The organism is Streptomyces sp. NPDC039609, assembly GCF_055596705.1.
Genome location: NZ_JBVIUJ010000012.1, coordinates 31,036 through 58,018 on the forward strand (window position 1 = coordinate 31,036; position 26,983 = coordinate 58,018).

The window sequence follows — 26,983 nt, forward strand, 5'->3', positions numbered from 1 at the left end:
CTTCGGGCCTTCCGGTGCCCTCGCGGGCCTTCAGGCCTTCGGGCCTTCGGGGCGCGGTTATGGCCCCCGCCTGCCTGGTGTGGGCGGGGGCCATGGCGTTGGGGTTTGAGCGTTGAGCGTTGAGCGTTGAGGGCCTGCGGGTTCGGGGTTCGAGGTTCGGGTTCGAGGTTTGGGCCTGAGCGCTGCTCTCAGAGCGCCTTGACGCTCGAGCGGGCCAGCTCGTACGCGGGAAGCATCTCCCGGTGCTCCTGGGTGTCGAGTCCGCCCAGGTGGATGATCACGGTGCCCTTGGGGGTGGAGAGGGCGAAGGCGCGCTCCTCCTTGGACTCCTCCATGATCTTGTTGTAGACCGTGTACGTCACCTCGGTGGCGGGCATCCCGCCGGCCGCGATCTCGTTGTAGACGACCTTGGAGGCGTTCTTCTCGGCCTTCACGAACCCTTCGAGCGCCGCGTGGGCGGGGCCCTTGCCGGCGCTCCAGACGCGCAGGAAGCCGATGTTGCCGGCCGGCTTCGCGTCGACCTCGCAGACCATCGTGGCGGGGCCCTGCTTGCCGAGGGCGGCGGAGATCTCGTCGTCGGAGACGGTGACGGCCTTGGGCTTCCAGTTCTCGGCGAGCGCGAAGGACACGGGCAGCGCGCAGGCGGTGCCGGGGGCGCCGAGGGATCCGGCGCCCTTCGCCCCGGGCGTGGCGGCCGTCTTGTCGGTCGGCTTGTCGGGGGCCGGCTCGGTACCCAGGCAGCCGGTCAGCAGCCCGGCGGCCGCGAGCGCGGCGAGGGCGGGGACCAGGGTCCGTACCCGTATCGGAGGTCTCACGCGGGTCCGTCCAGCCTGTTCGTCTCGGGGATTCATCACTGACATGCGGACATGATCTCCGACGCCCGATCCGGCTTACGCGTTGCCCTGGGGGGCGCTGGCTTCGGGTTTCTGAGGGGCCTGGTGTGGGCGTTCTTGCGGGCTTCTGGTTCGGCCGCCCTCGTTCCGAGTGTGGCGACCGGAGGCGGTGCGTCAAGGGCGCTCCCTGCGGTCGCGTCGGCTTCGCCGATTGCGCTTCGCTTCACCCTTGACGCACCGCCTCCGGTCGCCTTTTCACACTCGGAGGGCGGCCCGGGGGCGTGGCCACGCGACGACTCCCTCGGTCCTGGGCGGGGATCGGCGGGATTGCGCGGCAGTTGAATGGGGTGGCCCGGCGGCGCTCAGCGTGCTGCGGCCGTCGGTCGGCTCGGATTCATGCCCCGCTGGTCGCTGCCGGTGGGTTGATCGGTGTGCGTGACCCTAAGGCTCCACAACTCGCCCTCTGCGGGCCCCGAGAGGCCTTATCCGGGAAGTTACCGACAGTACGGGGCGGGTACGTACGCGGGCCGGAGGCGTGGGCCGGTGGGCGTGCGATTGCCTGGGCTTCCGCTCCTTCGGCGACCCACAGGGCGATGAAAGGGTGGCTGTCCGGACGGTCGTGCCGCCCGGACAGCCGGTTGGGACCCGTGGGCCCCATTCGCCTAGCCCAGGCCCGGTCCCCGCACCGGGATGTGGGTGAACGTCGGCTCCGGAGCCGGGTTCTGGAAGAAGTCGTTGCCCTTGTCGTCCACGACGATGAACGCCGGGAAGTCCTCGACCTCGATCTTCCAGACCGCCTCCATGCCGAGCTCCTCGTACTCGACGACCTCGACCTTCTTGATGCAGTCCTGCGCGAGACGCGCGGCCGGGCCGCCGATCGAGCCGAGGTAGAAGCCGCCGTGGCCGCCGCACGCGTCCGTGACCTGCTTCGAGCGGTTGCCCTTGGCCAGCATGACCTTCGATCCGCCCGCCGCCTGGAACTGCTCGACGTACGAGTCCATCCGGCCTGCCGTCGTCGGGCCGAAGGAGCCGGAGGCGTACCCCTCGGGGGTCTTCGCCGGGCCGGCGTAGTAGACCGGGTGGTCCTTCAGGTACTGCGGCATCTCCTCGCCGGCGTCCAGCCGCTCCTTGATCTTGGCGTGCGCGATGTCGCGCGCCACGACCAGCGGGCCCGTCAGCGAGAGGCGGGTCTTGACCGGGTACTTCGTGAGCTCGGCGAGGATCTCGTCCATCGGCTGGTTGAGGTCGATCTTGACGACGTCGGAGGACTCGTCGAGGTGCTCGTCCGTCGTCTCCGGCAGGAAGCGGGCCGGGTCGGTCTCCAGCTGCTCAAGGAAGACGCCCTCGGAGGTGATCTTCGCGACGGCCTGGCGGTCGGCCGAGCAGGAGACGGCGATGGCGACGGGCAGCGAGGCGCCGTGGCGGGGCAGACGGACGACGCGGACGTCGTGGCAGAAGTACTTGCCGCCGAACTGCGCGCCGATGCCGATCTTCTGCGTCAGCTCGAAGACCTTGTCCTCCAGCTCCTTGTCCCGGAAGCCGTGGCCGAGCTCGGAGCCCTCGGCCGGCAGCTCGTCCAGGTAGTGCGCGGAGGCGTACTTCGCGGTCTTCAGCGCGAACTCGGCCGACGTGCCGCCGACGACGATCGCCAGGTGGTACGGCGGGCAGGCGGCCGTGCCGAGCGAGCGGATCTTCTCCTCCAGGAACTTCATCATGCTCGCCTCGTTGAGCACGGCCTTCGTCTCCTGGTAGAGGAAGGACTTGTTGGCGGAGCCGCCGCCCTTGGCCATGAAGAGGAACTTGTACGCGCCGCCGTCCGTCGCGTACAGCTCGATCTGCGCGGGCAGGTTCGAGCCGGTGTTCTTCTCCTCCCACATGGTCAGCGGGGCCATCTGCGAGTACCGCAGGTTGAGCTTGGTGTACGCGTCGTAGATGCCGCGCGACAGGGCTTCCTCGTCGCCGCCCTGGGTGAGCACGTTCTGGCCGCGCTTGCCCATGACGATCGCGGTGCCGGTGTCCTGGCACATCGGGAGGACGCCCGCGGCGGCGATGTTCGCGTTCTTGAGGAGGTCGAGCGCCACGAACTTGTCGTTGCTCGACGCCTCCGGGTCGTCGATGATCCGGCGCAGCTGGGCCAGGTGGGCCGGGCGCAGGTAGTGCTGGATGTCGTGGATCGCCTCGGCGGCCAGCTGGCGCAGCGCCTCCGGGTCGACCTTGAGGAACGTACGGCCGTCGGCCTCGAAGGTGGAGACACCTTCGGAGGTCACCAGGCGGTAGGGCGTGGTGTCCTCTCCCAGCGGGAGCAGATCGGAGTACGCAAACTCTGGCATGACGGCAGCCATTCCTCACTCGGCAGACAGCAGCGCCACCTCCATTGGCGGCGCGCCTTCCAGCGTAGAGCGCGGGCCGGGGCCCGATCCTGTGAGGTAAGGCTCACTTGGAACGCGGACCCTGCCGATGTGGAGTACGCCCTTCACCCCAGTGGGGTGCGGTGCAGGGCGATCAGCAGGCGCCAGGTGCGGGCCGCGATCTCCTCCGGCGTCGCTTCGATCAGGCCGTGCAGCCAGTCCGCCAGCAGGCCGGCGAAGGTCGCGGCCACCGCCGATGCCACGAGATCGGGCTCGGGCGCCCCGGCCAGCTCGCGCTCGCGGCGGCTGTAGGCGCGGAGCTCCCGGTGGAGCAGTTCGCCGAGCGGGCCGCCGCCCCCGGGTCGCAGCAGGCTCCGGTAGAGCGGGGCGTGCGGGGCGACTTCGGCGAAGAAGGCGGGCAGGGCGGCCGGCGGGGAGTCCGGGGCGGGCGTGCCGCGCCAGGCGTGCAGGGCGTCGACCGCTTCCCGTACGACATCGGCGCAGGCGTCGACGGCGAGGGCCTGGAGGTCGGTGTAGTGCAGATAGAACGTGGCCCGGCCGATTCCGGCCCGGCGGACCAGCGAGGCGACGCCGACCTCGTCGAGGGGGCGTTCGGCGCACTCCGCCAGGAGGGCGGCGCGCAGCTTGGCGCGGGTCCGGGCGGCTCGGGGGTCGGTGGTCGGGCTGGTCACCCCGCCCACAGTACGGCGGCGAGGGCGAGGGCCCCGGGCAGGGCCTGGGCGAGCAGGATCCGGCGGTTGGCGGTGAGGCCTCCGTACACCCCGGCGATCACGACGCAGGAGAGGAAGAAGATCTGGACCCGGTACCCGGTGGGGTCGTCGGCGATCAGACCCCACACCAGACCGGCGGAGAGGAAGCCGTTGTACAGGCCCTGGTTGGCGGCAAGGGGCGCGGTCGCGCGGGCCATGGTGGCGTCGAAACCGGACAGTTCGCGGCCGGGACGGCGCTCCCAGAGGAACATCTCCAGGACCAGGATGTAGGCGTGCAGGGCGGCGACCAGGCCGACGGCGACGTGCGCAAGGATGCTGGACATGTGTCCAGAGTACATGGACACATGTCCAGGAGTGGCGACTCCCCGTCGTGCCCCCTAGTCGCGATCTATCGCGTTTCGCTACGCTGGCGTCGTGGACCTCGAAAAGCAGCCCCAGCAGCCGGTCGCTCCCGCCGAGCCGGCTCCCGCTCCGCCGGCTCCCGCCGCTCCGGGGGACTCCCTGCGTGCCTCGGACGCCGACCGGGACCGGATCGCGGACATCCTCCGCGACGCCCTGGCCGAGGGGCGGCTCGACCCCGAGGAGCACTCGGAGCGGATCGACGCGGTCTACCGCGCCAAGACCGTCGGTGAGCTCGAGCCCATCGTCCGTGACCTCCCGGCCGGCACCGGCGCCCGTCGGGAGCCCGAGCGGTCCTACTCGTACGGCCCCGACGACGACTCGGGACCCGCGGACAACCTGGTCGCCGTCTTCTCCAGCACCACCCGCAAGGGGCGCTGGCGGGTGGGTCGCAGGACCAACGCCTTCGCGCTCTTCGGCAACATCGAGATCGACCTGACCGAGGCGCTCTTCGCCCAGCGGCTGACCACCATCAACGCCACGTCGATCTTCGGCAACGTCGAGGTGCGGGTCCCGGAGAACATCAGCCTGCGCGGCAACGGCACCGGGATCTTCGGCAACTTCGAGGTCGTGAACCTGGAGGGCGCCGACCCGCAGGCGCCGGTCGTCGTGATCAACGGCTACTCGGTCTTCGGCAACGTCGAGGCGAAGCCCAAGCGCGGCAAGTGGATCACCGACCTCCAGGGCAGGCTCCGCAAGCACCTCGGCCACTGACCCGATCTGGGAGTACCTCGGCCCCTGACCGGTTCCGCGGGTGCCCCTGACCGGATTTCGCTCCTGACGTTCCGCACTCCGGAACTCGGCGGCACGCAGTGCATAGGCGTGCGCACAGCGGGTAGGGCTGGTGCATCGTCTCTCGCTCGCGAAGCCGTCGTCAGGAGTAGACCGTGCTGCAACTGCCGCATCAGCCCCTCCAGGTCGCCGCCGTGCCGCCCCAGCGCGCCCCCGCGCGGGAGGACGAGGCCGGCCCCTGGCACACGGAGGCGGTGTGCCGCCGGGACGAAGCCGGGCTGTTCTTCGCCCCCTCCAAGGAGCCGACCGCCGCCAGACTGTCGCGTGAGGAGGCCGCCAAGCAGGTCTGTGCCCGCTGTCCCGTGATGGTCGAGTGCCGGGAGCACGCGCTGCTCCAGCCGGAGCCGTACGGAGTCTGGGGTGGGCTGACCGCGGCCGAGCGCCGTGTCGTCCTCGCCCGGCGCCGGCGGCGCGAGGTGGAGCTCAAGAAGACGGCGGCGGCGGACCGGATCGCCGCGGCGGGCTGACGGCTCAGGGTCCCGGCTCCGGCCGTACGGGAAGGGGCGCCCCCACCGCACATGGGGGCGCCCCTCTTCGTACCGCTGCCGCTCGCTCCGGGGTTACTTCGCCCGGTCGAAGTCGATCTTGCTGTACGCGCGCAGCTTCGACAGCCGGTGCGTGGAGTCGATCTGCCGGATCGTGCCGGACTTGGACCGCATCACCAGCGACGAGGTGGTCGCGGTCTCCGAGCGGTAGCGGACGCCGCGCAGCAGCTCGCCGTCCGTGATGCCGGTGGCGACGAAGAACACGTTCTCGCCGCTGACCAGGTCGTTCGTGGAGAGCACACGGTCCAGGTCGTGCCCCGCGTCGATCGCCTTCTGGCGCTCGGCCTCGTCCTTGGGCCACAGCTTGCCCTGGATGACACCGCCCAGGCACTTTATGGCGCAGGCCGAGATGATGCCCTCGGGCGTGCCGCCGATGCCGAGGAGCAGGTCCACGCCGGTGCCTTCGCGGACGGCCATGATCGAGCCGGCGACGTCGCCGTCGGTGATGAACTTGATCCGGGCGCCGGTCTCGCGGATCTCCTTGACGATGCCCTCGTGGCGCGGGCGGTCAAGGATCACGACCGTGACGTCCTCGGGGGACATGTTCTTGGCCTTGGCGACCCGGCGGATGTTGACCGAGACGGGCGCGTTGATGTCGACGAAGTCGGCGGCCTCGGGGCCGGTGACCAGCTTGTCCATGTAGAAGACCGCGGACGGGTCGAACATGGTGCCGCGGTCGGCGGCGGCCAGGACGGCGATCGCGTTCGGCATGCCCTTGGCGTTCAGGGTGGTGCCGTCGATCGGGTCGACGGCGATGTCCACCTCGGCGCCGGTCCCGTCACCGACCCGCTCGCCGTTGAACAGCATGGGGGCTTCGTCCTTCTCGCCCTCGCCGATGACGACGACGCCGTTCATCGAGACGGTCGAGATCAGAGTCCGCATCGCATTGACCGCGGCGCCGTCCGCGCCGATCTTGTCACCGCGCCCGACCCAGCGGCCGGCTGCCATGGCGGCGGCCTCGGTCACCCGGACGAGCTCCAGGGCGAGGTTGCGGTCAGGGGCCTCGGGGGAGACCTCGAGCTCGGACGGCAGGGAATGCTCGGTCATCGGAGCGCACCTTTCTGTACGGCGACGGCCGGAATAAAGAGGGTGCTGCGACTCTATCGGTACGTCGACAAATTGAGCAGAGGGGCCCACGTATGAGCACAACACCATGATGCGACCATGGGGGGCGTGGCAGGTATGCGAGGCAGGCAGACGGTACGCGGGATGTTCCAGTCCCTCGGCGTGATCATGGTCGCCGCGGGCGTGATGTATCTCTTCATCCCGCACGACGAGGACGCGAACCCGGTCCAGGCGAAGGACTACCGGGTCGAGCTCCTGACGGCACAGCGGGCGGCGCCGTACCCGGTGCTGGCCCCCGAGGGGCTCGGCGAGGACTGGAAGGCGACGGTGGTCTCGTACAAGCGCGAGCAGCACGACGCCTGGCAGCTGGGCTTCCTCTCCCCGGACACCCAGTACGTGGCGATCCACCAGTCGACGGAGGAGCCGAAGAAGTACGTGCCCGACGTCACCCAGCAGGCCGAGAACTCCGGAAAGACCCAGACGGTCGCCGGTCAGGTCTGGCAGCGCTGGGAGGGGCCGAAGTACGACGCCCTGGTCCGCACGGAAGGCGGCGCCACGACGGTGGTGACCGGGACGGCCTCCTTCGAGCGGCTGGCCGAGATGGCGGGCGCGCTGCAGTCGAAGAAGGCGTAGGCGCGCGGCTCGGAAACGAGCCTCGCGGCGGACGCCCGCTCGATGGCGTCGACCTGGGCGGCCGGCCAGGCCCGGATACGCGAGAACCCCCGGACTCATGGAGTCCGGGGGTTCCGTCGTATGCCGTACGGGTCAGACGGTGGTGACGACCTCGTCGAAGTCCAGGCGAGGGGAGCGGGGGAACCAGGCGTCCTCGCCGGGCTTGCCGATGTTGATGACCATCAGCGGGGTGTGGTCGTCGTCCAGGAACTCCTTCTGGACGCCGGCGAAGTCGAGGCCGGTCATCGGGCCTGCGGCGAGGCCGGCGGCGCGGACGCCGATGATGAAGTAGGCGGCCTGGAGGGCGGAGTTCAGGAGCGCGGCGCTCTCGCGGACCGGGCGCTCGGCGAAGAACATGTCCTTGGCCTGCGGGAAGTGCGGGAGCAGGGCCGGGAGCTCCTCGTGGAACTCGTTGTCGGCGGAGAGGATCGCGACCAGCGGGGCGGCGGAGGTCTTGGGCTGGTTGCCCTCGGCCATGTGCTTGACCAGTCGCTCGCGGGCCTCGGGGGAGCGGACCAGGGTGATGCGCAGCGGGCTCTGGTTGAAGGCGGTGGGGCCGTACTTCACCAGGTCGTAGATCGCCTGGACCTGCTCGTCGGTCACCGGCTCGTCGGTGAAGGTGTTGGCGGTGCGGGCCTCACGGAAGAGGAGGTCCTGGGCGGCGGGGTCAAGAGCGAGGGACATGCTGCGTACCTTCCGAACTGCTGCGGGGTCTGGCGATGTCGTCACCGTACGACGCCGATTGGTTAACTTTCAACTAATCTATGCGGATAGTGATCCGCTTCACAGCGTCGTGGTGTCCGTAGCCGCCGGATCTCCGAGGCTGCGGGCTTCCGAAGCCGCTGCCTCGAAAGCCGCTACTCGGCGGCGTCCTCGGCCTCGTCGCCCTCGGAAGAGGACATCGCGGCGTCGAGCCGTGCCCGAGCGCCTTCCAGCCAACGCCGACAGACCTTGGCCAATTCCTCTCCACGCTCCCAGAGCGCGAGCGACTCCTCCAGGGTCGTTCCGCCCGTCTCCAGACGCCGAACGACCTCGATCAGCTCGTCGCGTGCCTGCTCGTAACCGAGCGCCTCTTCCGTGGTGGCTGCCATGGAAACCACCCTATGCGTCCGGTCCGACAACGCGCCGCACCGCGAACTCGCCCGCAGCGACCCTGGCCCGCAGCTCCTCGTCCACCGCGACCTCCTCCGGGGAGCGCACGACCGATCCGTCCGCCCGCTGAAGCACGGCGTACCCACGCTCCATCGTCGCGGCGGGCGACAGGGCCCTGACCCGCGCCCGGGTGTGCGACAGCTCCGAGTCGGCCCGGTCGAGCAGATGCCCGAGCGTCCGCCGGCTGCGGGCGAGCAGCGCGTCGAGCTCGTCCTCGCGCAGCTCCACCATCCGCTGCGGATGCTCCATGACGGGCCGCGCCAGCGCGTGCGCGAGCCCACGCTCCTCCCGGTCGAGCAGCCCCTGTACGCTCCGCAGCGCCCGGTCCCGCAGACCCTGCACCCGGTCCAGCTCCTCGCCGACGTCCGGTACCACCTTCTTGGCGGCGTCGGTCGGCGTGGAGGCGCGCAGGTCGGCGACGAGGTCGAGCAGCGGCGAGTCCGGCTCGTGGCCGATCGCGGAGACCACCGGTGTACGGCAGTCGGCGACCGCCCGGATCAGCTGCTCGTCCGAGAACGGCAGCAGGTCCTCCACGCTGCCGCCGCCCCGCGCCACGATGATCACGTCGACCCCGTCGTGCGCGTCCAGCTCCTTCACGGCCTGGACGACCTGGGGCACGGCCTTCACGCCCTGCACGGCGACGTTACGGACCTCGAAGCGGACGGCGGGCCAGCGGCGCCGCGCGTTCTCCAGGACGTCCCGCTCGGCGGCGGAGGCGCGGCCGACGACGAGGCCGACGAGCTGGGGGAGGAACGGCAGAGGCTTCTTGCGGTCGAGTGCGAAGAGCCCCTCGGCGCCCAGGCTCCGCTTCAGCTGCTCCAGTCGGGCCAGCAGCTCCCCGATGCCGACCGGCTTGATCTCCACGGCCCGCAGGGACAGCTGCCCGCGCGGCGCGTACCACTCGGGCTTCGCGTGCACGACGACGCGGGCACCCTCGGAGACGACGTCGGCGACGGCGTCGAAGACCTGGCGGTAGCAGGTCACGCCGATGGAGATGTCGTACGAGGGATCCCGCAGCGTCAGGAAGACGACCCCGGCCCCGGGCCGCCGGGACAACTGCGTGATCTGACCCTCGACCCACACGGCACCTAGCCGGTCGATCCACCCCCCGATCAGCCGGGAGACCTCCCCGACGGGCAGCGGCGCTTCGGCGGACGTATTGAGACCCATGCGGCCGAGACTAGCGGCGGACGCGGACACTCCGTTGTGGGCATACGTTCCGCAAGGGCGGTGGGGGCACCCCCGGACGGAGTCTGGGGGAGGGGGGCACGACCCAGGGGGTCACGGCACCCGCGTCGTCCCCTGCAGGGCGAGCACCACCATCCCCACCCCCAGCCAGATCACGCCCACCAGCTGTGCCGACACCGACGCCTCCACGATCACGGCGATCAGGATCGCCGCGCCCACCACCGGCATCACCACGTGCCACAGCCAGTGCGGCGGCCCCTCCATCCGGCGCACCGCGAACCACCCCACCACGCTCGCGTGCAGCAGTACGAAGGCCGTCAGGGCTCCGACGTCGACGACGGAGACCAGGTGGTCGAGCCCGTCGTCCCGTTGGGCCGCCCACACCGCCGCCACCATCGTCACCGCCGCGGCGAGGAGCAGCGCCACCCGCGGTACGCCCGAGTCGGTACGGGCCAGCAGATGCGGAAGCCGTCGCTCCCGGGCCATCGCGAAGAGCAGTCGGCCGGCCGCCGCCTGCCCGGCGAGCGCCGCGAACGCCGCGCCGATCGCCTTCGACGCCGCCACCAGGTCGTGCAGCCAGGTACCCACGGACACGTCCACCGCGTCGTAGAAGGCGGACCCCTGCTTCCCCGGATCGGCCGCGAGCTCCGCCGACGACAGCGGTTCGAGGAGCGCTACCAGGTACGTCTGGGCCACGAAGAGCACGCCCGCCAGCGCCAGGCAGAACAGCACCGCCCGCGCCACCTTCTCCGACCCTCCGGTGACCTCCTCCGCGAACGAGGCGATCGCGTCGAAGCCCAGGTACGAGAGCACGGCGACCGACACCGCGCCCACCACGGCCGCCGTCGAGAACGTCCCGTCCCCGCCCAGGGGCGACCACCAGTCGCGCCGCGCCCCGTCCTGGACGAGAACGACCACCGACGACACCACGAAGATCAGCAGCACCACGATCTCCATGGCGAGCACCGCGAAGCCGACCCGGGCGGCCGCCCGTACCCCCCAGAGGTTGAGCAGCGTCGTGACCACCACCGCGATCGCGGTCCACACCCACCGGTCCACCTCCGGGACCAGCGCCTCCATCGCGATGCCCGCGAAGAGGTAGGCCACGGCCGGGATCAGCAGGTAGTCGAGCATCGCCATCCACCCGGCGATGAACCCCGGCCCCTCACCCAGGCCCTTGCGCGCGTACGTGAAGACGGAGCCCGCGAACGGGGCGACCCGCACCATCTGCGCGTAGCTGAAAGCGGTGAACGCCATCGCGACCGTGGCGACGACGTACACGAGCGCCACCGCGCCGTGTGATTTGGCGTCGAGAGTGCCGAAGACGCCGACAGGAGCCATGGGTGCGATGAAGAGCAGCCCGTAGACGACAAGGTCGCGGAACCCGAGGGTCCGCCGCAGTCCGGTGTGCCCCGCCACCTGTGCTTCCTCGGCCATGCGCCCAAGTCTCGGCCACGGTCCGGATCAGTTGCCGTACCGACGCGGCCGTAGCCGACCGTGGTATCAGGCGGCCTTACGATGGGACGCATGACTGCTACGCCCGCGTCGACGCCCGAGACCGCGACCACGACGAACCGCCCGAAGCGTGTCCTGCTCGCCGCTCCCCGCGGCTACTGCGCGGGCGTGGACCGTGCCGTGATCGCCGTGGAGAAGGCCCTGGAGCAGTACGGGGCGCCGATCTACGTACGCCACGAGATCGTCCACAACAAGTACGTCGTCCAGACCCTGGAGCGGAAGGGCGCGATCTTCGTCGACCAGGCGACCGAGGTGCCGCCGGGCAACATCGTGATGTTCTCCGCGCACGGCGTGGCCCCGACCGTGCACGAGGAGGCCCGCGAGGGTCGTCTGAAGACCATCGACGCGACCTGCCCGCTGGTCACGAAGGTGCACAAGGAGGCTGTCCGGTTCGCCAAGGAGGACTTCGACATCCTCCTGATCGGTCACGAGGGCCACGAGGAGGTCATCGGCACCTCCGGCGAGGCCCCCGACCACATCCAGCTCGTCGACGGCCCCGGCGACGTGGCCAAGGTCGAGGTCCGCGACCCGTCGCGGGTCGTCTGGCTCTCCCAGACCACGCTCTCGGTCGACGAGACGATGGAGACGGTGGACGCGCTGAAGGAGAAGTTCCCGCAGCTGATCTCCCCGCCGTCCGACGACATCTGCTACGCCACGCAGAACCGGCAGCTGGCCATCAAGGAGCTCGCCGGCCAGGCCGAGCTGGTGATCGTCGTCGGCTCGAAGAACTCCTCGAACTCGATCCGCATGGTCGAGGTCGCCAAGCAGGCCGGCGTGCCGGCCGCGTACCTGGTCGACTTCGCGAGCGAGATCGACGAGGCCTGGCTGGAGGGCGTCACCTCGGTCGGCCTGTCGTCGGGCGCCTCCGTCCCGGACGTCCTCGTCCAGGAGGTCCTGGCCTGGCTCACCGAGCGTGGCTACGCGGACGTGGAGATCGTCAAGACGGCCGACGAGTCGCTGACCTTCTCGCTCCCGAAGGAGCTCCGGAACAAGGACCTGCGCGCCGAGGCGGCGAAGCTCGTACAGGAGTAGGACACTCCTCCGAGGGTGGCGTTCAAGGAGTAACTCCCGGCCACAGCCCTTACCGTGGGGTCCATGAACGTCTTCGGAGTGGACATCGGCGGCTCGGGCATCAAGGGCGCTCCGGTGGACCTGGAGCGAGGAGAGCTCGCCGAACCCCGCCACAAGGTACTGACCCCGCATCCCGCCACACCCGAAGGTGTGGCGGGATGTGTCGTCGAGGTCGTCGAGAACTTCGGCTGGTCCGGCCCGGTCGGGGTGACCTTCCCGGGTGTCGTGACGGGCTCCACGATCCGTACCGCCGCGAACGTCGACAAGTCCTGGATCGACGTCGACGCGGGCAGATTGCTCGGCGAACGCCTGGGCGGGCTTCCGGTGACGATCCTGAACGACGCGGACGCGGCCGGAGTGGCCGAGATGACCTTCGGCGCGGGCCGGGGCCGCAAAGGCACGGTGATCCTGCTGACGTTCGGTACGGGCATCGGCTCGGCGCTCTTCGTGGACGGCCGGCTCGTGCCGAACACGGAGCTGGGCCATCTGGAGCTGAAGGGCCACGACGCGGAGAAGCGGGCGTCGACGAAGGCCAAGGAGGACGAGGACCTCAGCTGGGAGCACTGGGCGACGCGGCGGGTGAAGAAGTACCTGGCCCATGTGGAGATGCTGTTCTCGCCGGAGCTGTTCATCATCGGCGGGGGCGTGAGCCGGAAGGCGGACAAGTTCCTTCCGCTGATCGAGGGCATCAAGGCGGAGATCGTGCCGGCGGAGCTGGAGAACAACGCGGGGATCGTGGGCGCGGCGATGGCGGCGCGGGCGGGGTAGAGGCTTCGGCGCCTGAGGGCGGCGGGCCGGCGGCGGGCCCCGGCGGGGCACGTCGGCGTACGGGCGGCGGTGCGCGGTCGGGGCGGGCGGGGGCTCCACGGACGGCGGGTCGGCGGCTGCCTGCGGGTCTCCCCGGTATACGGGCGGCGGTGCGCGGTCGGGGCTGTGCGGGGACTCCGCGGGTGGCGGCGCGTGGTCGGGCCGTGCGGGACTCCACGGGCGGCGGTGGGTGGTCGGGCCGTGCGGGACTCCACGGGCGGCGGTGGGGCATCGCCGGGCCCCTGCGGGCTCCGCGGCCTACGGGCGGCGGACCCTCTGGGGCGCGCGGGCCGCGAGGCGCTGGCGGCGGGCCATGTGCCGTACCTTCCGGATGCAGGTGATCAGACCGGCGACGAGGGTGCCGCCGTACAGCCACCCGGCCTGCACGGCGAGGGCCGTGACGACGGCCATCGCCTGCCCGCCGAAGCCCCCGGTGCCGCCGGCGATCGGCACGACACCGACCGCGAAGGCGATGGGCACGCTGATCGGTGCGGTGACGAGGTCGGCGGTGCGGACCCAGAGCGCGGTGAGGGCGCTGACGGGCAGGAACAGCAGGCCGTAGGCGAGTGGGGAGCCGTCGAGGAGCAGCTGGTCGAGGAGGCCGAGCACCAGCATGGTGGCGGAGGCGAAGAGTCCGGCGCCGAGGCCGGTCAGCCGAGGGTTGGGCAGCCGCCGCAGCGCGACGACGACGGGCGGCGCGGGCCGGCGTACGGGCACGGCCCGCTCGACCCGGCCGCTGCCGGGGCGGCCCGGGCGGGCGGCGACGCGGTAGACGGAGGCGCCCTCCACCAGCGCGCCGGGCGGCGTGAGAGGCGTTTGGGGCCGTCGGCGGCCTTGAGGCTGACTTGTCCGTTGCTGCTCCACTACACCAACGTAGGTCGGGAAGGGGCGCAGCGACGGTACAGGACACGCCCTTTGGGTGACGTTGCCGTCGAGATCGGCCGAAGGTCGGCGTCGCAGGCCGGTTCGGACCCCCCGTAAACTGGGGGATCGGCCCACCACCGCACCCCCATCCGTACTCCAGGAAGTCGCCACCGTGTCGCTCACGATCGGAATCGTCGGTCTGCCGAATGTCGGCAAGTCGACCCTGTTCAACGCCCTGACCAAGAACGACGTCCTGGCGGCCAACTACCCGTTCGCCACGATCGAGCCGAACGTCGGCGTCGTCGGTGTACCCGACGCTCGTCTGACGAAGCTGGCGGAGATCTTCACCTCGCAGCGGATCCTGCCGGCGACGGTCGACTTCGTGGACATCGCGGGCATCGTCCGCGGCGCGAGCGAGGGTGAGGGTCTGGGCAACAAGTTCCTGGCGAACATCCGCGAGTCGGACGCGATCTGCCAGGTCATCCGTGCCTTCAAGGACGAGAACGTCGTGCACGTCGACGGCAAGGTCTCGCCGAAGGACGACATCGAGACGATCAACACCGAGCTGATCCTCGCCGACCTGCAGACCATCGAGAAGGTCCTGCCGCGGCTGGCGAAGGAAGCCCGTATCAAGAAGGACGTGGCCCCGAAGGTCGCGGCGGTCGAGGCGGCGAAGGAGATCCTGGAGCGGGGCGACACGCTCTTCTCGCAGGGCATCCTCCAGGGCTCGGACAAGGCCGAGCTCCTGCACGACCTGCACCTCCTCACCACGAAGCCGTTCCTGTACGTCTTCAACGTCGACGAGGACGAGCTGACCGACGACTCCTTCAAGGACGAGCAGCGCGCGCTGGTCGCCCCGGCGGAGGCGATCTTCCTCAACGCCAAGCTGGAGCAGGACCTCGCCGAGCTGGACGAGGAGGACGCGATGGAGCTCCTCCAGTCCGTGGGCGCGGAGGAGCCGGGCCTGGCGATCCTGGCCCGCGTCGGCTTCGACACCCTCGGCCTCCAGACGTACCTCACGGCCGGCCCGAAGGAATCGCGCGCCTGGACGATCAAGAAGGGCGCGACGGCCCCGGAGGCGGCCGGTGTGATCCACACCGACTTCCAGAAGGGCTTCATCAAGGCCGAGGTCATCTCCTTCGCCGACCTCGTGGAAACGGGCTCGGTCGCCGACGCCCGCGCGGCAGGCAAGGCCCGCATGGAGGGCAAGGAGTACGTGATGCAGGACGGCGACGTGGTGGAGTTCCGCTTCAATGTGTAATCAGTCCGTTATCGCACGTTAGGAGATCCGTCAAGCGTGCAGGTCAGAAGAGGTCGGCTCCTCCAGGGGTCGGCCCCTTCGCCGTCACCGTGCTGGATGGGTGCTGGACGTTCTGACGCTGGATCAGCCGGCGTCAGGTGTCGTAAACGGTGGCGCGATGCCCGACGTGTACGACCCACACCACGAGCTCTCCGTTGTCGATCGTGTAGACGACCCGGTAGTCGCCGACTCGCAGCCGGCGGCGTTCCGGCTGCGACACGAGCGCGGTGGTGTTGAACCCGAGGGGATCGCTCTCCAGCTCGGTCAGCTTGGCCAGGATGCGCAGCGCCATGTCGCGAGGGATCTTCCGAAGCTCGGCCTGCGCCTCCGGTCGGAAGACGGTCCGGTACTCACTCACCGCGCGCCAGCGTCTCCCTCATGATGTCCTCGATCGGGATGCCGGGTGCCGGGTTGGCCATGCGCTCGTCGATGATCCGGTTGATCTCGCGCTCTTCCCACTCCTGGTACTTGCGCAGCACTTCGATGGAGACGACGGCGGCGACTTCCTTGCCCCGGCGCGTGATGACCGTGGGTACGTCGTCGCGGTCCGCACGCTCCACGACTTCCGCCAGGTGGGCGCGCACGTCGCGGATGGACTCTATGGGCAGCGGCTGCGTCATGCGCTCAAGCGTACCGAGTGTGTCATGTGTACACAACCTTCGGTCGGGTCGGGTCGGGTCGTGTGGTGCTGGATGTGCCGGATGAACTCGCACCGTGCTGGATGGGTGCTGGATAACCACTTTCAGAACCGTGTTTTCGCAGGTCGGAGCTCTGCGTTGAACGTTCCGCTTCAACGTCTGATCGAACACGCAGAGGCGCCCTGACCTGCGAGTATGCGGGTCAGGGCGCCTTGCTGTCCGCAGCGGTCCGCAGCTGTCCGTAGAACTCCGGGCTCGCGGCCCGATGTTGGTGGTTGGGGCGCAGCCGCTGGATACCCATCTGATGTGAACTGGCCTCCTGGGATAGCGTGTTCGTTCACGTCTGCAATGGGGAGGCGGCAGTGAGCGGACTCGCACCTCGGCTGAAGTTCATCGCGGAGGGGATGATCCGGGGCTCGATGGGCCTGATCGAAGTCCATGCGTGGGGCCAAGGGCACCGCCATCGCCTTGGGGCACGAGCTGGCCCGACAACACGGGATGGCAGGAGGCGACGGCGCAGGGCGAGCGTTTGCCAAGGTGTACGTGTCGGCTGCATCCGCGACCTTGGGCAAGCTGGGGTTCGGCTCCTCGCCTGGCTCGACGCGATACGTGCCCTGAGACAGAGGAAGACTGTGTCTGCTGAACGGAACATACGAACCAACTTCGCCTTCTACCCGCCCCAAGACGACGGCGGAGCGTGGGATGCCACCCTTGAGTCCCTGGAGCGGGCTCTGAGGCAGGGCTTCCCCGAGCCCACCGTGGAACACCGGACTTCCGGCATCCACAGCATGACCGTTCTTGATTTCGAGATCGAGCTGGCCCCCGACGTATGGATCGACGGCACCGCGGCGATGACCGACCCCGACTATGCCTACATCGCCCTGACCGACGTGACCGTTGGTGAAGCCGCCGCCTTCGCCCGATGGCTCCGTGACTCCTTCGCCCCTGCACCGAACCTCGTCCGGTTCGCGAGCAGTCTCGCCATGGCCAATGGCGAGCAGGACCCGTGGCCCCTGCCGGTCGAGGGCGGCGAAGAGGGGATCGCTACGGAGCTTCGGAGGCACCTCGACTCCGTCGAGTGAGTCCGCAGCCAGTCCGCAGGACACCCGTGAACGGTCGTCGAGAGCCAACGCATGCCAACCAGGAAACCCCAGTTCAGAGCCCTTTAGGGGGCTCCGTCGCAGGTCAGGATCAGACCGCAGTTCATTCCGCTTCACCGTCTGAGCGTGTGAATTGGCACCACGTCGCTCACTGGGCAAACCTGCAGGTCAGAAGGGCCCACCTCCTCGGAGGTGGGCCCTTGGCTTTTCCCGTGCCGGGATGGTGCTGGGATGGCTGGCAGCCCGTCAGGCATTTCTCCCTCCCGGGTGGCTCTGAGAGTGGTACGTTATTAGGTACCACTTGAGGGGAGAGGTTAGGTCATGTCCATAACCGCGAGCGAAGCCCGCAAGGAACTCTTTCCGCTGATCAAGAAGGTCAACGAGAACCACGAGGCCATCGAGATCGTCTCGAAGCACGGCAACGCCGTGCTCGTCTCGGCCGAGGACTATGCGGCGCTCCGCGAGGGCTCATACCTGCTGCGCTCCCCGGCGAACGCCCGCCGGCTGCTCAAGGCGTATGAAAACGCCCTGGCGAACATCAACGTGTCGGAGCGCGAGCTGATCGATCCGGACTCGGCGGACGCGGGTGCGGGTGCCGCGTGAGGCTCGTCTTTGAGGATCAGGGCTGGGAGGACTACACGTCCTGGCTCAAGAACGACCGCAAGATGCTCGCCCGGATCAACAAGCTCATCGAGGACGTCAGGCGTGACCCCTTCTCGGGGATTGGCAAGCCCGAACCTTTGAAGTACCACTTGCCCGGGGCGTGGTCGCGGCGGATCGACGACGAGCACCGCCTCGTCTACCTGGTGACCGACAAGGAGATCGTCATTCTCGCGGCTCGATACCACTACTGACCGCCCATGCAGTGCGGGCGGTGCTGGGGTGTCGCTCCCGTGCTGGGATGGTGCTGAGACCCCTCCGGAATGACGTATCCGCAGGTCGCAGCTCTGCGCTCGGCATTCCGCTTCAACGTTTGAGTAATGAGCGACTGCATGATTGTCGAGCGTGTCGACGACGCATGGGCAGCGGCTGCGTCATTTACTCAAGGGCTCCGTCGAGTCCGGCGCCTTCCGTGTTCCAGTGTCTGCAGGAGTTCCTCCGGCGTCAGTGCGCCGCCCCGCGCGAACTCCGCGTCGTAGTGGGCCTCGCCCAGTGCGTCCCTGAGCCGGGTGGCGATGCGGTCCACGTCGAAGCGTTCGCCACCCCGCAGTGGTGCATGGACCGACTGCCTGGCCGCGGTGGCCGCCCCCAGCAACCGGGCGGCGTGCTCCGAGTGGCCGGCCAGTGACCGCGCCCCTGCCATGCCCTCCAGAGCCAGCGCGACCGCCCGTGGATTGCCGGTCTCGCCGGCCGCCGCGTACGCCTCCAGCTGCAGCGCCAGAGCGGCCGGCGCGTCGTCCCGGCACTCCGCGACGAACCCCAGCTCGACCAGGATCACCGAGGGCCTGGCCGGCTCGTAACCCATCTGACGGTGCAGGTCGAGCACGCGGACCAGATGCCGTTCGGCCGCGTCGAGGTCGCCCGCCCGGCGCGCCCCCAGCGCGAGGCCGATCTCGGCGTACTGCTCCCCGAAGCGGTCCGACTGCTCGGCGGCGAGCCGTGCGGCGCGCTCGTGGAACTCCTCGGCCCGTGGAAGGTCCCCCGTCAGCAGCGCGACCCGGCCGAGTCCCGAGAGCTGGAAGGAGGCCTGGGGCCACAGCCCCAGGTCCTCCGCCATCCGCAGTCCTTCCCGGTACAGTCGCCCGGCCCGCTCGTAGTCGCCGACGGTTTCGGCCAGCGTCCCGAGCGGCACCGAGGCCTGGAGCTGCCCCCATTGGTCGCCCAGCTCACGGAACAGCTCCAGGCTCTGCTCACCGTCCCGCCGCAACGCGCTGAGATCGCCCCTCTGATGCGCGTGGAAGGTCCGGCTGCCCAGCGCCGCGGCCATGCCCCAGCGATCGCCGAGTGCCCGGAACGTCGTCAGTGCCCGGTGGACCAGGTCCTCGCTCGGCCCCAGGTCGCCGATTCCGTAGAGGCTGGATCCGAGGAACCACTGGGCCCGGGCACGCCCGCCCGGGTCGTCCAGCTCTTCGTACGGCTGCAACGCGGTGCGGTACTCCGCCACCGGGTCGGCGATGCCGCCGAGTACCAGCTTGAAGCCGCCCAGCAGGGCCGTGGCCTCGGCCGCCGCGGCGGGCGGCGCGCCGTCGAGCGACAGCGCCACGGTCAGGGACCGCTTGGCCTCGTTGCTCCGGCCGCGCAGGTACCAGTACCAGCTGAGCGCATTCGCGAGGCGCAACGCGCAGTCGGCGTCACCGAGCTGCACCGCGCAATCGAACGCGGTCCGCAGATTCGCGGCTTCGGCGTCCAGGCGGTGCAGCCACTGCCGCTGGCCATGACCCCGTAGGTGAGGGTCGGCCTGCTCGGCCAGACCGGTGTAGTAGTCGCGGTGCCTGCGCCGGAGTTCGTCGAACTCGCCCGCCTCGTGGAGGCGTTCGACGCAGTAGGCGGTGACCGATTCGAGCAGGTGGTACCGGGGCCCGTCCGTGCCGTCCGTCATGACCACCAGGGACCAGTCCACCAGCCGGGCGACCACGTCGAGTACGTCCGTACGGTTCAGGCCGTCCGCGGCGCAGATCTCCTCGGCGGCGGCGAGAGTGCAGCCGTCGGCGTGCACGGCCAGCCGCCGGAGCACCACCCGCTCCTGCTCGCCGAGCAGCTCCCAGCTCCAGTCGATCACCGCTCTCAGGGTGCGCTGCCGTGCCGGGGCGCTGCGCGCACCCGCCGCGAGCAGGTGGAACCGGTCGTCGAGGCGTGCGGCCAACTCACGTACCCCCAGCACCCGTACCCGGGTGGCGGCCATCTCCAGGGCGAGCGGAATACCGTCGAGCCGCCGGCAGATCGAGACGACCGCCTCGACGTTGGTCGCGTCGAGTACGAAGTTCGGTGCCGCCGCGGTCGCCCGCGTCACGAACAGCTCCACCGCGCTGTAGCGGTGTACGGACGCGGGGCTGAGCTCCGTCGTGGGTCCGGGGCGACGCAGCGGGGGCACTTCCTGGAGGTGTTCACCGGTGATGCCCAACGGGACCTGACTGGTGGCCAGGATCCTCAGGGCGGGGACGGCTTTGAGCAGCCGCTCGGTCAACTCGGCGACCGGGCCGACCACATGCTCGCAGTTGTCGAACACCAACAGGGCCGGCCGCTCGCCCAGCGCCTGGGCGACCCGGTCGGTGAGCGAGGGCGGCGCGCCCCCGGATCCTGGTCCCGAAGCCGTGTCGTCCCGGACCCGGAGTACCGCGCCGAGCACCTCGTGCACCTCGACCGACGAAGCCACGGCGCCCTGTCCCCGGGTGTCGTCCGACGGGGACGGGTCGAGCGCACCGAACTCGACCAGTCGTACGCCCCCCGGGAACTCGGCGCCGACCTGCGCGGCGGTCGCCAGGGCCAGCTGCGTCTTGCCGACCCCGCCCGAGCCGATGAGCGTCACCAGTCTGTTCGCGCCCAGCAGCTCCCGGAGTTCACCGATCGCCTCCGCCCTGCCGATCAGGCCGGTGAGAGAGGTGGGCACGTTCGTCGGTGGGCGGGCCGCGGCGGTGTCGGGACAGGGGACGGCGGTGAGCGCCGCGTCCTGGGTGAGGATCGCCTGGTGCAGGGCTGCCAGTTCGGGGCTGGGATCCAGACCCAGGGTTTCGGCCAGGCGTCCGCGCAGATCGGCGTAGCTGCTGAGCGCCGCACTCTGTCGGCCCGCACGGTAGAGCGCGCGCATATGAGCGGCCCGCAGCCGTTCCCGGAGGGGGTGAAGGGCGACCAGGTCCCCGAGTTCGTCGGCCACCAGCGCGTGCTCGCCGAGGTTCAGCCGTGTCTCGGCCTGCTCCTCCAGCGCGGTCAGCCGCTGCTCCTCCAGCCGGTCCCGCGCGGCGCGGGTGAACTCCTCGTCGGCGAAGTCGGCGAACGCGGGCCCACGCCACACTGCCAGCGCGTCCGCCAGCAGAGCGGCGCGCACGCGGGAGTCGTCGGTCGCCCGCGACCGCGTCATCAGATCGAGGAACCGGTCAGCGTCCACCGCGTGGGCTCCGGGCCGCAGTTGGTATCCCGGCGAGAGGGACACCACGAGGTCCCGACCACCCGGCTCGGCGTCCTCGAGTGCCCGCCGCAGCTGCCACACCTTGTTCTGCAGTACGCCCACCGGGTTGTTGGGCAGCCTCGTGCCCCACAGGTCGTCGATCAGCCTGTCCGCGGAGACCGGTCGTCCCTGGTGCGCCAGAAGGCCGGCCAGCAGAGCGCGGACTTTGAGCTCGGGCACCCGGACCGGTCGTCCGTCCTCCGTCCACACCCCCAACGAACCGAGAATCCCGAAACGCATGTGATCACGCTAACCCAGTGCGGCGGGCGATGGCAGGGCGGTATCGGCCCGGCGGTCGGCCCGATCACACGTGCGTGCACGGCGTCGTCGTCAAGGGAGTCACGCACGCGAAAGGAACTGCGATGTCCGGAAGAGCGCCGGCGCGGGCTGCGGGGCCCGAGCCGGCGTACCAGCCGCTCATTCCTGTCGGAGGGTGTCGGTCGGAGCGTGTCGGTCGGAGGGTGTCAGGTGGTCGAGAACGAGCCCTCGGCCTCGGCCTCCCGCTGCTTCGGGGCATCGCCGGACGGCGTGGCCCCGTGGCTCTTGCGCAGGAAGGTGAACGCGATGGTCGCGCTGATCGCGGTGACGACGGCGCAGGCGACACCGATCGAGTTCAGCCCGCTGGTGTACGCGTCCCTGGCGGCGGTCAGCAGTCCGTCGGAGGCCTCGGCGGAGAGGCTCCGGGCGGCAGTGACGGCGCCCTCCATGCTTCCCGCGGCGGAGTCGGCGGCGGCCGCCGGGGTGCCGTCGGGCACGTCGAGCGAGCTTCGGTAGACGGCGGTGCCCAGGCTGCCGAGCGTGGCGATGCCGAGCGCGGTGCCGAGGTCACCGCTGATGGAGGAGAGCGCCGCCGCGGAGCCGCCCCGCTCCGGCGGAACGGACCCGACGACCAGGTTGGTGCCGAGTGCCCCGAAGGTGCCGACGCCGATGAAAGTGATCACGAAGCCGGCCAGCAGCAACGGCATCCCCCCGACCGGGCCGACGAAGACGAGCAACAGGTAGCCGGTCATGCCGATGAGCAGGCTCACCCCGATGACGGTGCTGAGCGGGTGCCGTTCGGCGAAGATCGGCGCCAGCTGCGCGGCGACGATCGACGCGACGGCCGCGGGCACCATCCACAGTCCCGCCTCCATCGGCGAATAGCCCTCCACCATCTGGACGAACCCGGTGATGAAGAGATAGCCGCCGCCGGTGCCGAGCATCGAGACCATCAGGATCAACAGCGCAGCGGTGAACGCACCGACCTTGAAGAGCTTCAGGTCCAGCAGGGGATCGGCCAGCTTGCCCTGCCGCGACACGAACACGGCGCCGACGGCCACGCCGACGACGATCGCGACGACCGGCACCAACTCGAATCCGTAGCGCGCGAGTTCCTTCAGCCCGTAGATGATCGACAGGATCGACACCAGCGACAGCAGGACGCTGAACAGGTCGATCCTGCCGGCGCGGGGGTTCTTGTACTCCGGCAGCACGATGGGCGCGACGATCAGCAGCACCACCATGACGGGCACCCCCAGCAGGAACACCGAGCCCCACCAGAAGGACTCCAGCATCGCGCCGCCGATGACCGGGCCGAGAGCGGTGCCTCCCATGAAGCAGCCGGCCCACACCGCGATGGCGCGACCGCGCTGGTACGGGTCCTCGAACATGTTGCTGATGAGGGCGAGGGTGGACGGCATCAGCGTTGCGGCGGCGACACCGAGCAGGGCGCGGGTGACGATCAGGGCCTCCGCGCTGGTGGAGTAGGCGGCCGCAATCGAGGTGACGCCGACGGCCGTCGCGCCGATCATCAGCAGTTTGCGGCGGCCCATCCGGTCGCCCAGCGTGCCCATGGTGATGAGGAAGCCGGCGATCAGGAAGCCGTAGATGTCCATCATCCACAGCGTCTGTGTGCCAGTCGGCTTCAGCGCCTCGGCGAGGTGGGGCAGTGCCAGGTACAGCACACTCTGATCGAGAGAGATCAGCAGGGTGGGCAGGGCCAGCACGGCGAGTCCCACCCATTCCCGGGTCCCGGCCTTCCGGGCAGGTGCCTCGGGGGCGTTCGTTGACATGGAATTCCTTCCTTGAGCCTGGTGCGTGATCCGACGTGGTGGGGTGCGTGCGCGGTCGGGGGACTGCCCTGGACGGGATACGGCTGCCGGGCGCGGGCGTCGCGCAGGGCGTGGCCCCACCACGCGAGTTGGTCGAACATGGCCTCCGCCGCGGACCCACAGCCCTCGGGGTCCTCGGGTCGGCCCTCGTCGTCGAAGTTCTCCCGGTGGTTGGGGAAGCAGACGGAGTCCCGGACGGTGACGGCGTGCAGTCCGGGGAAGATCCCGCGCAGATCGGCCACCGCGCGCAGCCCGCCGGCGATGCCGCCGTAGGAGACGAAGGCGACCGGCTTCGCCGTCCACTCGTCGACGTACCAGTCGATGGCGTTCTTCAGCGAGGCGGGGAAGCTGTGGTTGTACTCCGGTGTCACGATCACGAACGCGTCCGCCCTGGCCAGCCAGGGGGCGAGGTCGGTCACCGCCTGTGGCAGCGGACCATCGGGGCTCTCCGGCAGCACGTCGGGCAGCCACACCTGGGCCAGGTCGATCACGTCGACGTCGAAGTCGTCGCGCTTGGCCGCCTCGGTGGCGATCCACTTGGCGGGGACGGGGCCGAAGCGGCCGGAACGGGTACTGCCGATGATCACGGCCACGTTCAGTCTGCGTTCCAGCATCACGGTTCCCCCTCGGGCTCGGTTCGTGCACCTCATACGGTGCGCGGTGCCGCTCGTGGTGCTCTCTCGGTCCGCTCTCGGTCCCCTCTCGGTATCGGCGGCGCAACGCGAAAACGGGGTGCGGGTGACCCGGGATCGTGAATCGATCCCGGGCACCCGCACCCCGCGGCAGACCCGGCGTGGGCCTGTGGTGGTTCAGTGCCGGTCGAGCGACTGCGGTCCGTGTGCCCGCGGAGCGGGCAGCTCGCCGTACCGGATCACATCACGTCCTGGACGGACCGAGGCCCGTCTTCGCGCCCGCCCCGCACAGCGGTACGACGGTCAGACCCGGGCGCGGGGCCGTCGCGCGTACGGCCGCCCAGCAGGCGACGCCCGTCGACTCCACGAAGAGGCCGCGGCGCGCCAGGTCCAGCTGGGCCGCGTGGATCTGGTCCTCCGTCACGGTGAGGAACGTCCCGCCCGTCTCGCGAACGGCCCGCAGGATCTGCCGGGCGCGGGGCGGGTTCGGGATCGCGATTCCTTCGGCGAGCGTGGGGCGCACGGGCGCCGGCTCCGTCAGCTCGTCCGCCCCCGCGTGGAACGCCGCGGCCAGCGGGGACACCGCCTCGGCCTGTACGGCGACCAGGGTCGGTCGGGTGTCGACGAGCCCGTGACGGTACAACTCCTCGACGGCCAGCGCGGCGCCCAGGAGGAGGGTGCCGTTGCCGACCGGGACCACGATCGTGTCCGGGAGTACGCCGCCGAGCTCCTCCCAGAGCTCGTACACGTACGTCTTGGTGCCGTGCAGGAAGTGCGGGTTGTAGACGTGCGAGGCGTAGAACGTGCCGGGCTCGTCGGCGGCCTCGCGCGCCGCCCGCGCCGTGGCCTCGCGGTCGCCGGGGACGACGGTCAGCCGCGCGCCGTGCGCCCGGATCTGCTCGAGCTTCTTGGGGGACGTGCCGTCCGGTACGTAGACCACGCAGTCGAGGCCCGCCCGCGCGCAGTACGCGGCGATCGCCGTGCCCGCGTTGCCGCTGCTGTCGGCGAGGACACGGCGCAGGCCGCCACCCTGCGCGAGGCGCCGGGCGAGCTCGGCGAGCATGACCGCGCCCCGGTCCTTGAAGGACAACGTCGGCATGAGGAAGTCGAGTTTGGCCGAAACCGAATCCGTGAGCGGGACCAGGGGCGTGCGGCCCTCGCCGAGGGTCACATGGGGGATCTCGGTCGCCAACGGCAGCGCCTCTTCGTAACGCCACAATGAATTCACGCGTGACGCCAGGGACTTGAGTGAAACCGGTGCACTGGCGAACTCCAGGTCCCAGGGGCCTCGACACTCCGGACAACACCAGGTGAGGGCATCAGCGGGGGCCTGGACGCGGCATCGGGGGCAGAGATAGGAGGTCATGGTCATCAGCATGGCAGCGGTGTGTCGCGGGTGTGTCGGGGCGCTCGCAGGCCTTGTGGGATTCCTATGGATCCGTCAATCTTTCGCTCGGCAGCCGGACATTCGAAACGGCGTGGACGCTCCGCGTCGTTTTGACATGTCCCTGCCGTACCCCCACAGCAACGCACCACCAATGAGGAGGATCCCTCACATGTCCGTGATGCGTGACTCGCGGCGCAGACTCGCCGCCGCCAGCGCCATAGCCGTCGCCGCCCTGGCTCTCGGCACCGCCTCCACCCTCCCGGCCACCGCGGCCGAGGCCGCCGCCGAAGGCGTGATCCTCAACGCCGGCGCCCCCGGGACGATCGAGGGCAGCTACATCGTCACCCTCGACGAGTCCGCCCAGGCGGAGACCTCGAAGGGCCGGGCGATCGCGGCCAAGCACGGCGCGACGATCAAGAAGACGTACACCTCGGCGCTGAACGGCTACAACGTCGAACTCACGGAGGCGCAGGCGAAGAAGCTCGCCGCCGACCCCGCGGTCGAGTCCGTCGTGCAGAACCGCGTCTTCAAGGTCACCGGCACACAGCCCAACCCGCCCTCCTGGGGCCTGGACCGGGTCGACCAGCGGGCCCTTCCGCTGAACCAGAGCTACACCTACCCGGACAGCGCGGGCCAGGGCGTGACGGCGTACATCATCGACACCGGCGTACGCATCTCCCACAGCGACTTCGGCGGCCGGGCCTTCAACGGCTACGACGCCATCGACAACGACAACGTCGCCCAGGACGGCCACGGTCACGGCACGCATGTCGCGGGCACCGTCGCGGGATCCTCCTACGGTGTCGCCAAGAAGGCCAAGATCGTCGGCGTCCGCGTGCTCAACAACCAGGGTTCCGGCACGACCGCGCAGGTCGTCGCCGGCATCGACTGGGTCACGCAGAACGCCGTGAAGCCGGCCGTCGCCAACATGAGCCTGGGCGGCGGGGTCGACACCGCCCTCGACCAGGCCGTGCGCAACTCGATCGCGTCCGGCGTCACCTACGCCGTCGCCGCCGGCAACGACAACTCCAACGCCTCCAACTACTCGCCGGCGCGCGTCGGAGAGGCGATCACGGTCGGCTCCACGACCAACACCGACGCCCGCTCCAGCTTCTCCAACTACGGCAGCGTGCTGGACATCTTCGCCCCGGGCTCGTCGATCACCTCGGCCTGGAACACGAACGACACCGCCACCAACACCATCTCCGGTACGTCGATGGCCACCCCGCACGTCGCCGGCGCGGCCGCCGTCTACCTCGCGGACAACCCGTCGGCCACCCCGGCCCAGGTCTCGACGGCGCTGACCAACGCCGCCACGCCGAACGTCGTCGGCAGCCCCGGCACCGGCTCGCCGAACCGTCTCCTCTTCGTCGGTGGCGGCGGCACGACCCCGCCGCCCGGCAAGAAGTTCGAGAACACCGCGGACTTCGCCATCGCCGACAACACGACCGTCGAGTCCCCGGTCACCGTCAGCGGCGTCACGGGCAACGCGCCCTCCTCCCTCCAGGTGCCTGTGAACATCGTTCACACCTACATCGGTGACCTGCAGGTCCAGCTGATCGCACCCGACGGCACGGCGTACACGCTGAAGGGCTACGGCACCGGTGGCAGCTCCGACAACATCAACACTACGTACACGGTGAACGCCTCCTCCGAGGTCGCCAACGGCACGTGGAAGCTCCGGGTCAGCGACAACGCGCGCTACGACACCGGGAAGATCGACTCCTGGGCACTGCAGTTCTGAACGGGAAC

25 protein-coding genes and 1 pseudogene are annotated in these 26,983 nt (G+C 70.0%); 10 read left to right on the forward strand and 16 right to left on the reverse strand.

Annotated features, from left to right (window positions below):
- Positions 1-188: 188 nt before the first annotated feature.
- The 4 genes from ACZ561_RS30595 to ACZ561_RS30610 form a co-directional block, all read right to left on the reverse strand.
- The gene (locus ACZ561_RS30595; RefSeq protein WP_471001088.1) at positions 189-815 is read right to left on the reverse strand and encodes a lipoprotein; all 627 of its coding nucleotides are present in this window, start codon (positions 813-815) and stop codon (positions 189-191) included.
- A gap of 680 nt (positions 816-1,495) precedes the next feature.
- On the reverse strand, positions 1,496-3,163 hold the full coding sequence (locus tag ACZ561_RS30600; RefSeq protein WP_471001091.1) for a fumarate hydratase: 1,668 nt from the start codon (positions 3,161-3,163) through the stop codon (positions 1,496-1,498).
- 143 nt (positions 3,164-3,306) lie between these two features.
- Positions 3,307-3,873, reverse strand: a complete 567-nt coding sequence (locus ACZ561_RS30605; protein ID WP_471001093.1) for a TetR/AcrR family transcriptional regulator — start codon at positions 3,871-3,873, stop codon at positions 3,307-3,309.
- Positions 3,870-4,235 (reverse strand): DUF1304 domain-containing protein, encoded by a 366-nt coding sequence (locus ACZ561_RS30610; protein WP_471001097.1) that lies wholly within the window; start codon positions 4,233-4,235, stop codon positions 3,870-3,872. Before ACZ561_RS30610 ends, ACZ561_RS30605 begins: the two co-directional genes overlap by 4 nt.
- Positions 4,236-4,326: 91 nt before the next feature.
- On the opposite strand from ACZ561_RS30610, the gene ACZ561_RS30615 reads away from it, so the two are divergent.
- Positions 4,327-5,025 carry a DUF1707 SHOCT-like domain-containing protein gene (locus ACZ561_RS30615; RefSeq protein WP_471001100.1) on the forward strand — a complete coding sequence of 233 codons (699 nt, stop codon included), beginning with the start codon at positions 4,327-4,329 and terminating at the stop codon, positions 5,023-5,025.
- 173 nt (positions 5,026-5,198) lie between these two features.
- On the forward strand, positions 5,199-5,570 hold the full coding sequence (locus ACZ561_RS30620; RefSeq protein ID WP_376439625.1) for a WhiB family transcriptional regulator: 372 nt from the start codon (positions 5,199-5,201) through the stop codon (positions 5,568-5,570).
- 93 nt (positions 5,571-5,663) lie between these two features.
- On the opposite strand, the gene glpX is transcribed toward ACZ561_RS30620, so the two are convergent.
- Complete coding sequence (gene glpX, locus ACZ561_RS30625) at positions 5,664-6,695, reverse strand: class II fructose-bisphosphatase (RefSeq protein WP_376439622.1); 1,032 nt, start codon at positions 6,693-6,695, stop codon at positions 5,664-5,666.
- A 117-nt stretch (positions 6,696-6,812) separates the two neighbouring features.
- Between glpX and ACZ561_RS30630 the strand changes: the two genes are divergently transcribed.
- Positions 6,813-7,346, forward strand: coding sequence for a DUF4245 domain-containing protein (locus tag ACZ561_RS30630; protein ID WP_376439619.1), 534 nt, complete (start codon positions 6,813-6,815; stop codon positions 7,344-7,346).
- A gap of 132 nt (positions 7,347-7,478) precedes the next feature.
- On the opposite strand, the gene ACZ561_RS30635 is transcribed toward ACZ561_RS30630, so the two are convergent.
- The 4 genes from ACZ561_RS30635 to ACZ561_RS30650 form a co-directional block, all read right to left on the reverse strand.
- Entirely contained in the window at positions 7,479-8,069 is a 591-nt protein-coding gene (locus tag ACZ561_RS30635) for a malonic semialdehyde reductase (protein ID WP_471001103.1), read from the reverse strand.
- A gap of 173 nt (positions 8,070-8,242) precedes the next feature.
- Positions 8,243-8,476: an exodeoxyribonuclease VII small subunit gene (locus ACZ561_RS30640; protein WP_376439613.1), complete on the reverse strand. Its 234-nt coding sequence runs from the start codon at positions 8,474-8,476 to the stop codon at positions 8,243-8,245.
- A gap of 10 nt (positions 8,477-8,486) precedes the next feature.
- Positions 8,487-9,707: an exodeoxyribonuclease VII large subunit gene (xseA, locus tag ACZ561_RS30645; protein WP_471001106.1), complete on the reverse strand. Its 1,221-nt coding sequence runs from the start codon at positions 9,705-9,707 to the stop codon at positions 8,487-8,489.
- A 111-nt stretch (positions 9,708-9,818) separates the two neighbouring features.
- Positions 9,819-11,162 (reverse strand): APC family permease, encoded by a 1,344-nt coding sequence (locus ACZ561_RS30650; protein ID WP_471001109.1) that lies wholly within the window; start codon positions 11,160-11,162, stop codon positions 9,819-9,821.
- A gap of 81 nt (positions 11,163-11,243) precedes the next feature.
- Here ACZ561_RS30650 and ACZ561_RS30655 point away from each other — a divergent pair, with 81 nt between their 5' ends.
- Positions 11,244-12,272, forward strand: coding sequence for a 4-hydroxy-3-methylbut-2-enyl diphosphate reductase (locus ACZ561_RS30655; RefSeq protein WP_471001112.1), 1,029 nt, complete (start codon positions 11,244-11,246; stop codon positions 12,270-12,272).
- A gap of 63 nt (positions 12,273-12,335) precedes the next feature.
- Positions 12,336-13,079 (forward strand): polyphosphate--glucose phosphotransferase, encoded by a 744-nt coding sequence (gene ppgK / locus ACZ561_RS30660; RefSeq protein WP_471001115.1) that lies wholly within the window; start codon positions 12,336-12,338, stop codon positions 13,077-13,079.
- Positions 13,080-13,376: 297 nt separating this feature from the next.
- Here ppgK and ACZ561_RS30665 read toward each other — a convergent pair whose 3' ends face one another.
- Positions 13,377-13,982: a DUF6542 domain-containing protein gene (locus tag ACZ561_RS30665; RefSeq protein WP_471001118.1), complete on the reverse strand. Its 606-nt coding sequence runs from the start codon at positions 13,980-13,982 to the stop codon at positions 13,377-13,379.
- 172 nt (positions 13,983-14,154) lie between these two features.
- Between ACZ561_RS30665 and ychF the strand changes: the two genes are divergently transcribed.
- Positions 14,155-15,243, forward strand: coding sequence for a redox-regulated ATPase YchF (ychF, locus tag ACZ561_RS30670; RefSeq protein WP_471001121.1), 1,089 nt, complete (start codon positions 14,155-14,157; stop codon positions 15,241-15,243).
- 133 nt (positions 15,244-15,376) lie between these two features.
- On the opposite strand, the gene ACZ561_RS30675 is transcribed toward ychF, so the two are convergent.
- Positions 15,377-15,640 carry a type II toxin-antitoxin system RelE family toxin gene (locus tag ACZ561_RS30675; protein WP_471001124.1) on the reverse strand — a complete coding sequence of 88 codons (264 nt, stop codon included), beginning with the start codon at positions 15,638-15,640 and terminating at the stop codon, positions 15,377-15,379.
- The gene (locus ACZ561_RS30680; RefSeq protein ID WP_019434848.1) at positions 15,633-15,902 is read right to left on the reverse strand and encodes a type II toxin-antitoxin system Phd/YefM family antitoxin; all 270 of its coding nucleotides are present in this window, start codon (positions 15,900-15,902) and stop codon (positions 15,633-15,635) included. The genes ACZ561_RS30675 and ACZ561_RS30680 overlap by 8 nt, the downstream gene beginning before the upstream one ends.
- An 806-nt stretch (positions 15,903-16,708) precedes the next feature.
- Between ACZ561_RS30680 and ACZ561_RS30685 the strand changes: the two genes are divergently transcribed.
- From ACZ561_RS30685 to ACZ561_RS30695, 3 genes are all read left to right on the forward strand, one after another.
- Positions 16,709-17,002, forward strand: a complete 294-nt coding sequence (locus tag ACZ561_RS30685) for a hypothetical protein (RefSeq protein WP_471001127.1) — start codon at positions 16,709-16,711, stop codon at positions 17,000-17,002.
- 339 nt (positions 17,003-17,341) lie between these two features.
- A complete protein-coding gene (locus ACZ561_RS30690; RefSeq protein WP_385181578.1) occupies positions 17,342-17,623 on the forward strand; it encodes a type II toxin-antitoxin system Phd/YefM family antitoxin in 282 nt (93 codons plus the stop codon).
- Positions 17,620-17,874, forward strand: a complete 255-nt coding sequence (locus ACZ561_RS30695; protein ID WP_168530032.1) for a Txe/YoeB family addiction module toxin — start codon at positions 17,620-17,622, stop codon at positions 17,872-17,874. The genes ACZ561_RS30690 and ACZ561_RS30695 overlap by 4 nt, the downstream gene beginning before the upstream one ends.
- Before the next feature lie 188 nt (positions 17,875-18,062).
- On the opposite strand, the gene ACZ561_RS30700 is transcribed toward ACZ561_RS30695, so the two are convergent.
- The 4 genes and pseudogenes from ACZ561_RS30700 to ACZ561_RS30715 form a co-directional block, all read right to left on the reverse strand.
- A complete protein-coding gene (locus ACZ561_RS30700; protein ID WP_471001131.1) occupies positions 18,063-21,362 on the reverse strand; it encodes a BTAD domain-containing putative transcriptional regulator in 3,300 nt (1,099 codons plus the stop codon).
- Between the two features lie 224 nt (positions 21,363-21,586).
- On the reverse strand, positions 21,587-23,173 hold the full coding sequence (locus tag ACZ561_RS30705) for an MFS transporter (protein WP_471001134.1): 1,587 nt from the start codon (positions 23,171-23,173) through the stop codon (positions 21,587-21,589).
- Between the two features lie 74 nt (positions 23,174-23,247).
- Positions 23,248-23,826 (reverse strand): annotated as a pseudogene (locus ACZ561_RS30710) (NADPH-dependent FMN reductase); the annotation flags it as partial.
- A 262-nt stretch (positions 23,827-24,088) separates the two neighbouring features.
- The gene (locus tag ACZ561_RS30715; protein WP_471001137.1) at positions 24,089-25,222 is read right to left on the reverse strand and encodes a threonine synthase; all 1,134 of its coding nucleotides are present in this window, start codon (positions 25,220-25,222) and stop codon (positions 24,089-24,091) included.
- Positions 25,223-25,400: 178 nt separating this feature from the next.
- Here ACZ561_RS30715 and ACZ561_RS30720 point away from each other — a divergent pair, with 178 nt between their 5' ends.
- Positions 25,401-26,975, forward strand: coding sequence for a S8 family peptidase (locus tag ACZ561_RS30720; protein ID WP_471001140.1), 1,575 nt, complete (start codon positions 25,401-25,403; stop codon positions 26,973-26,975).
- The last annotated feature ends 8 nt before the right edge of the window (positions 26,976-26,983 follow it).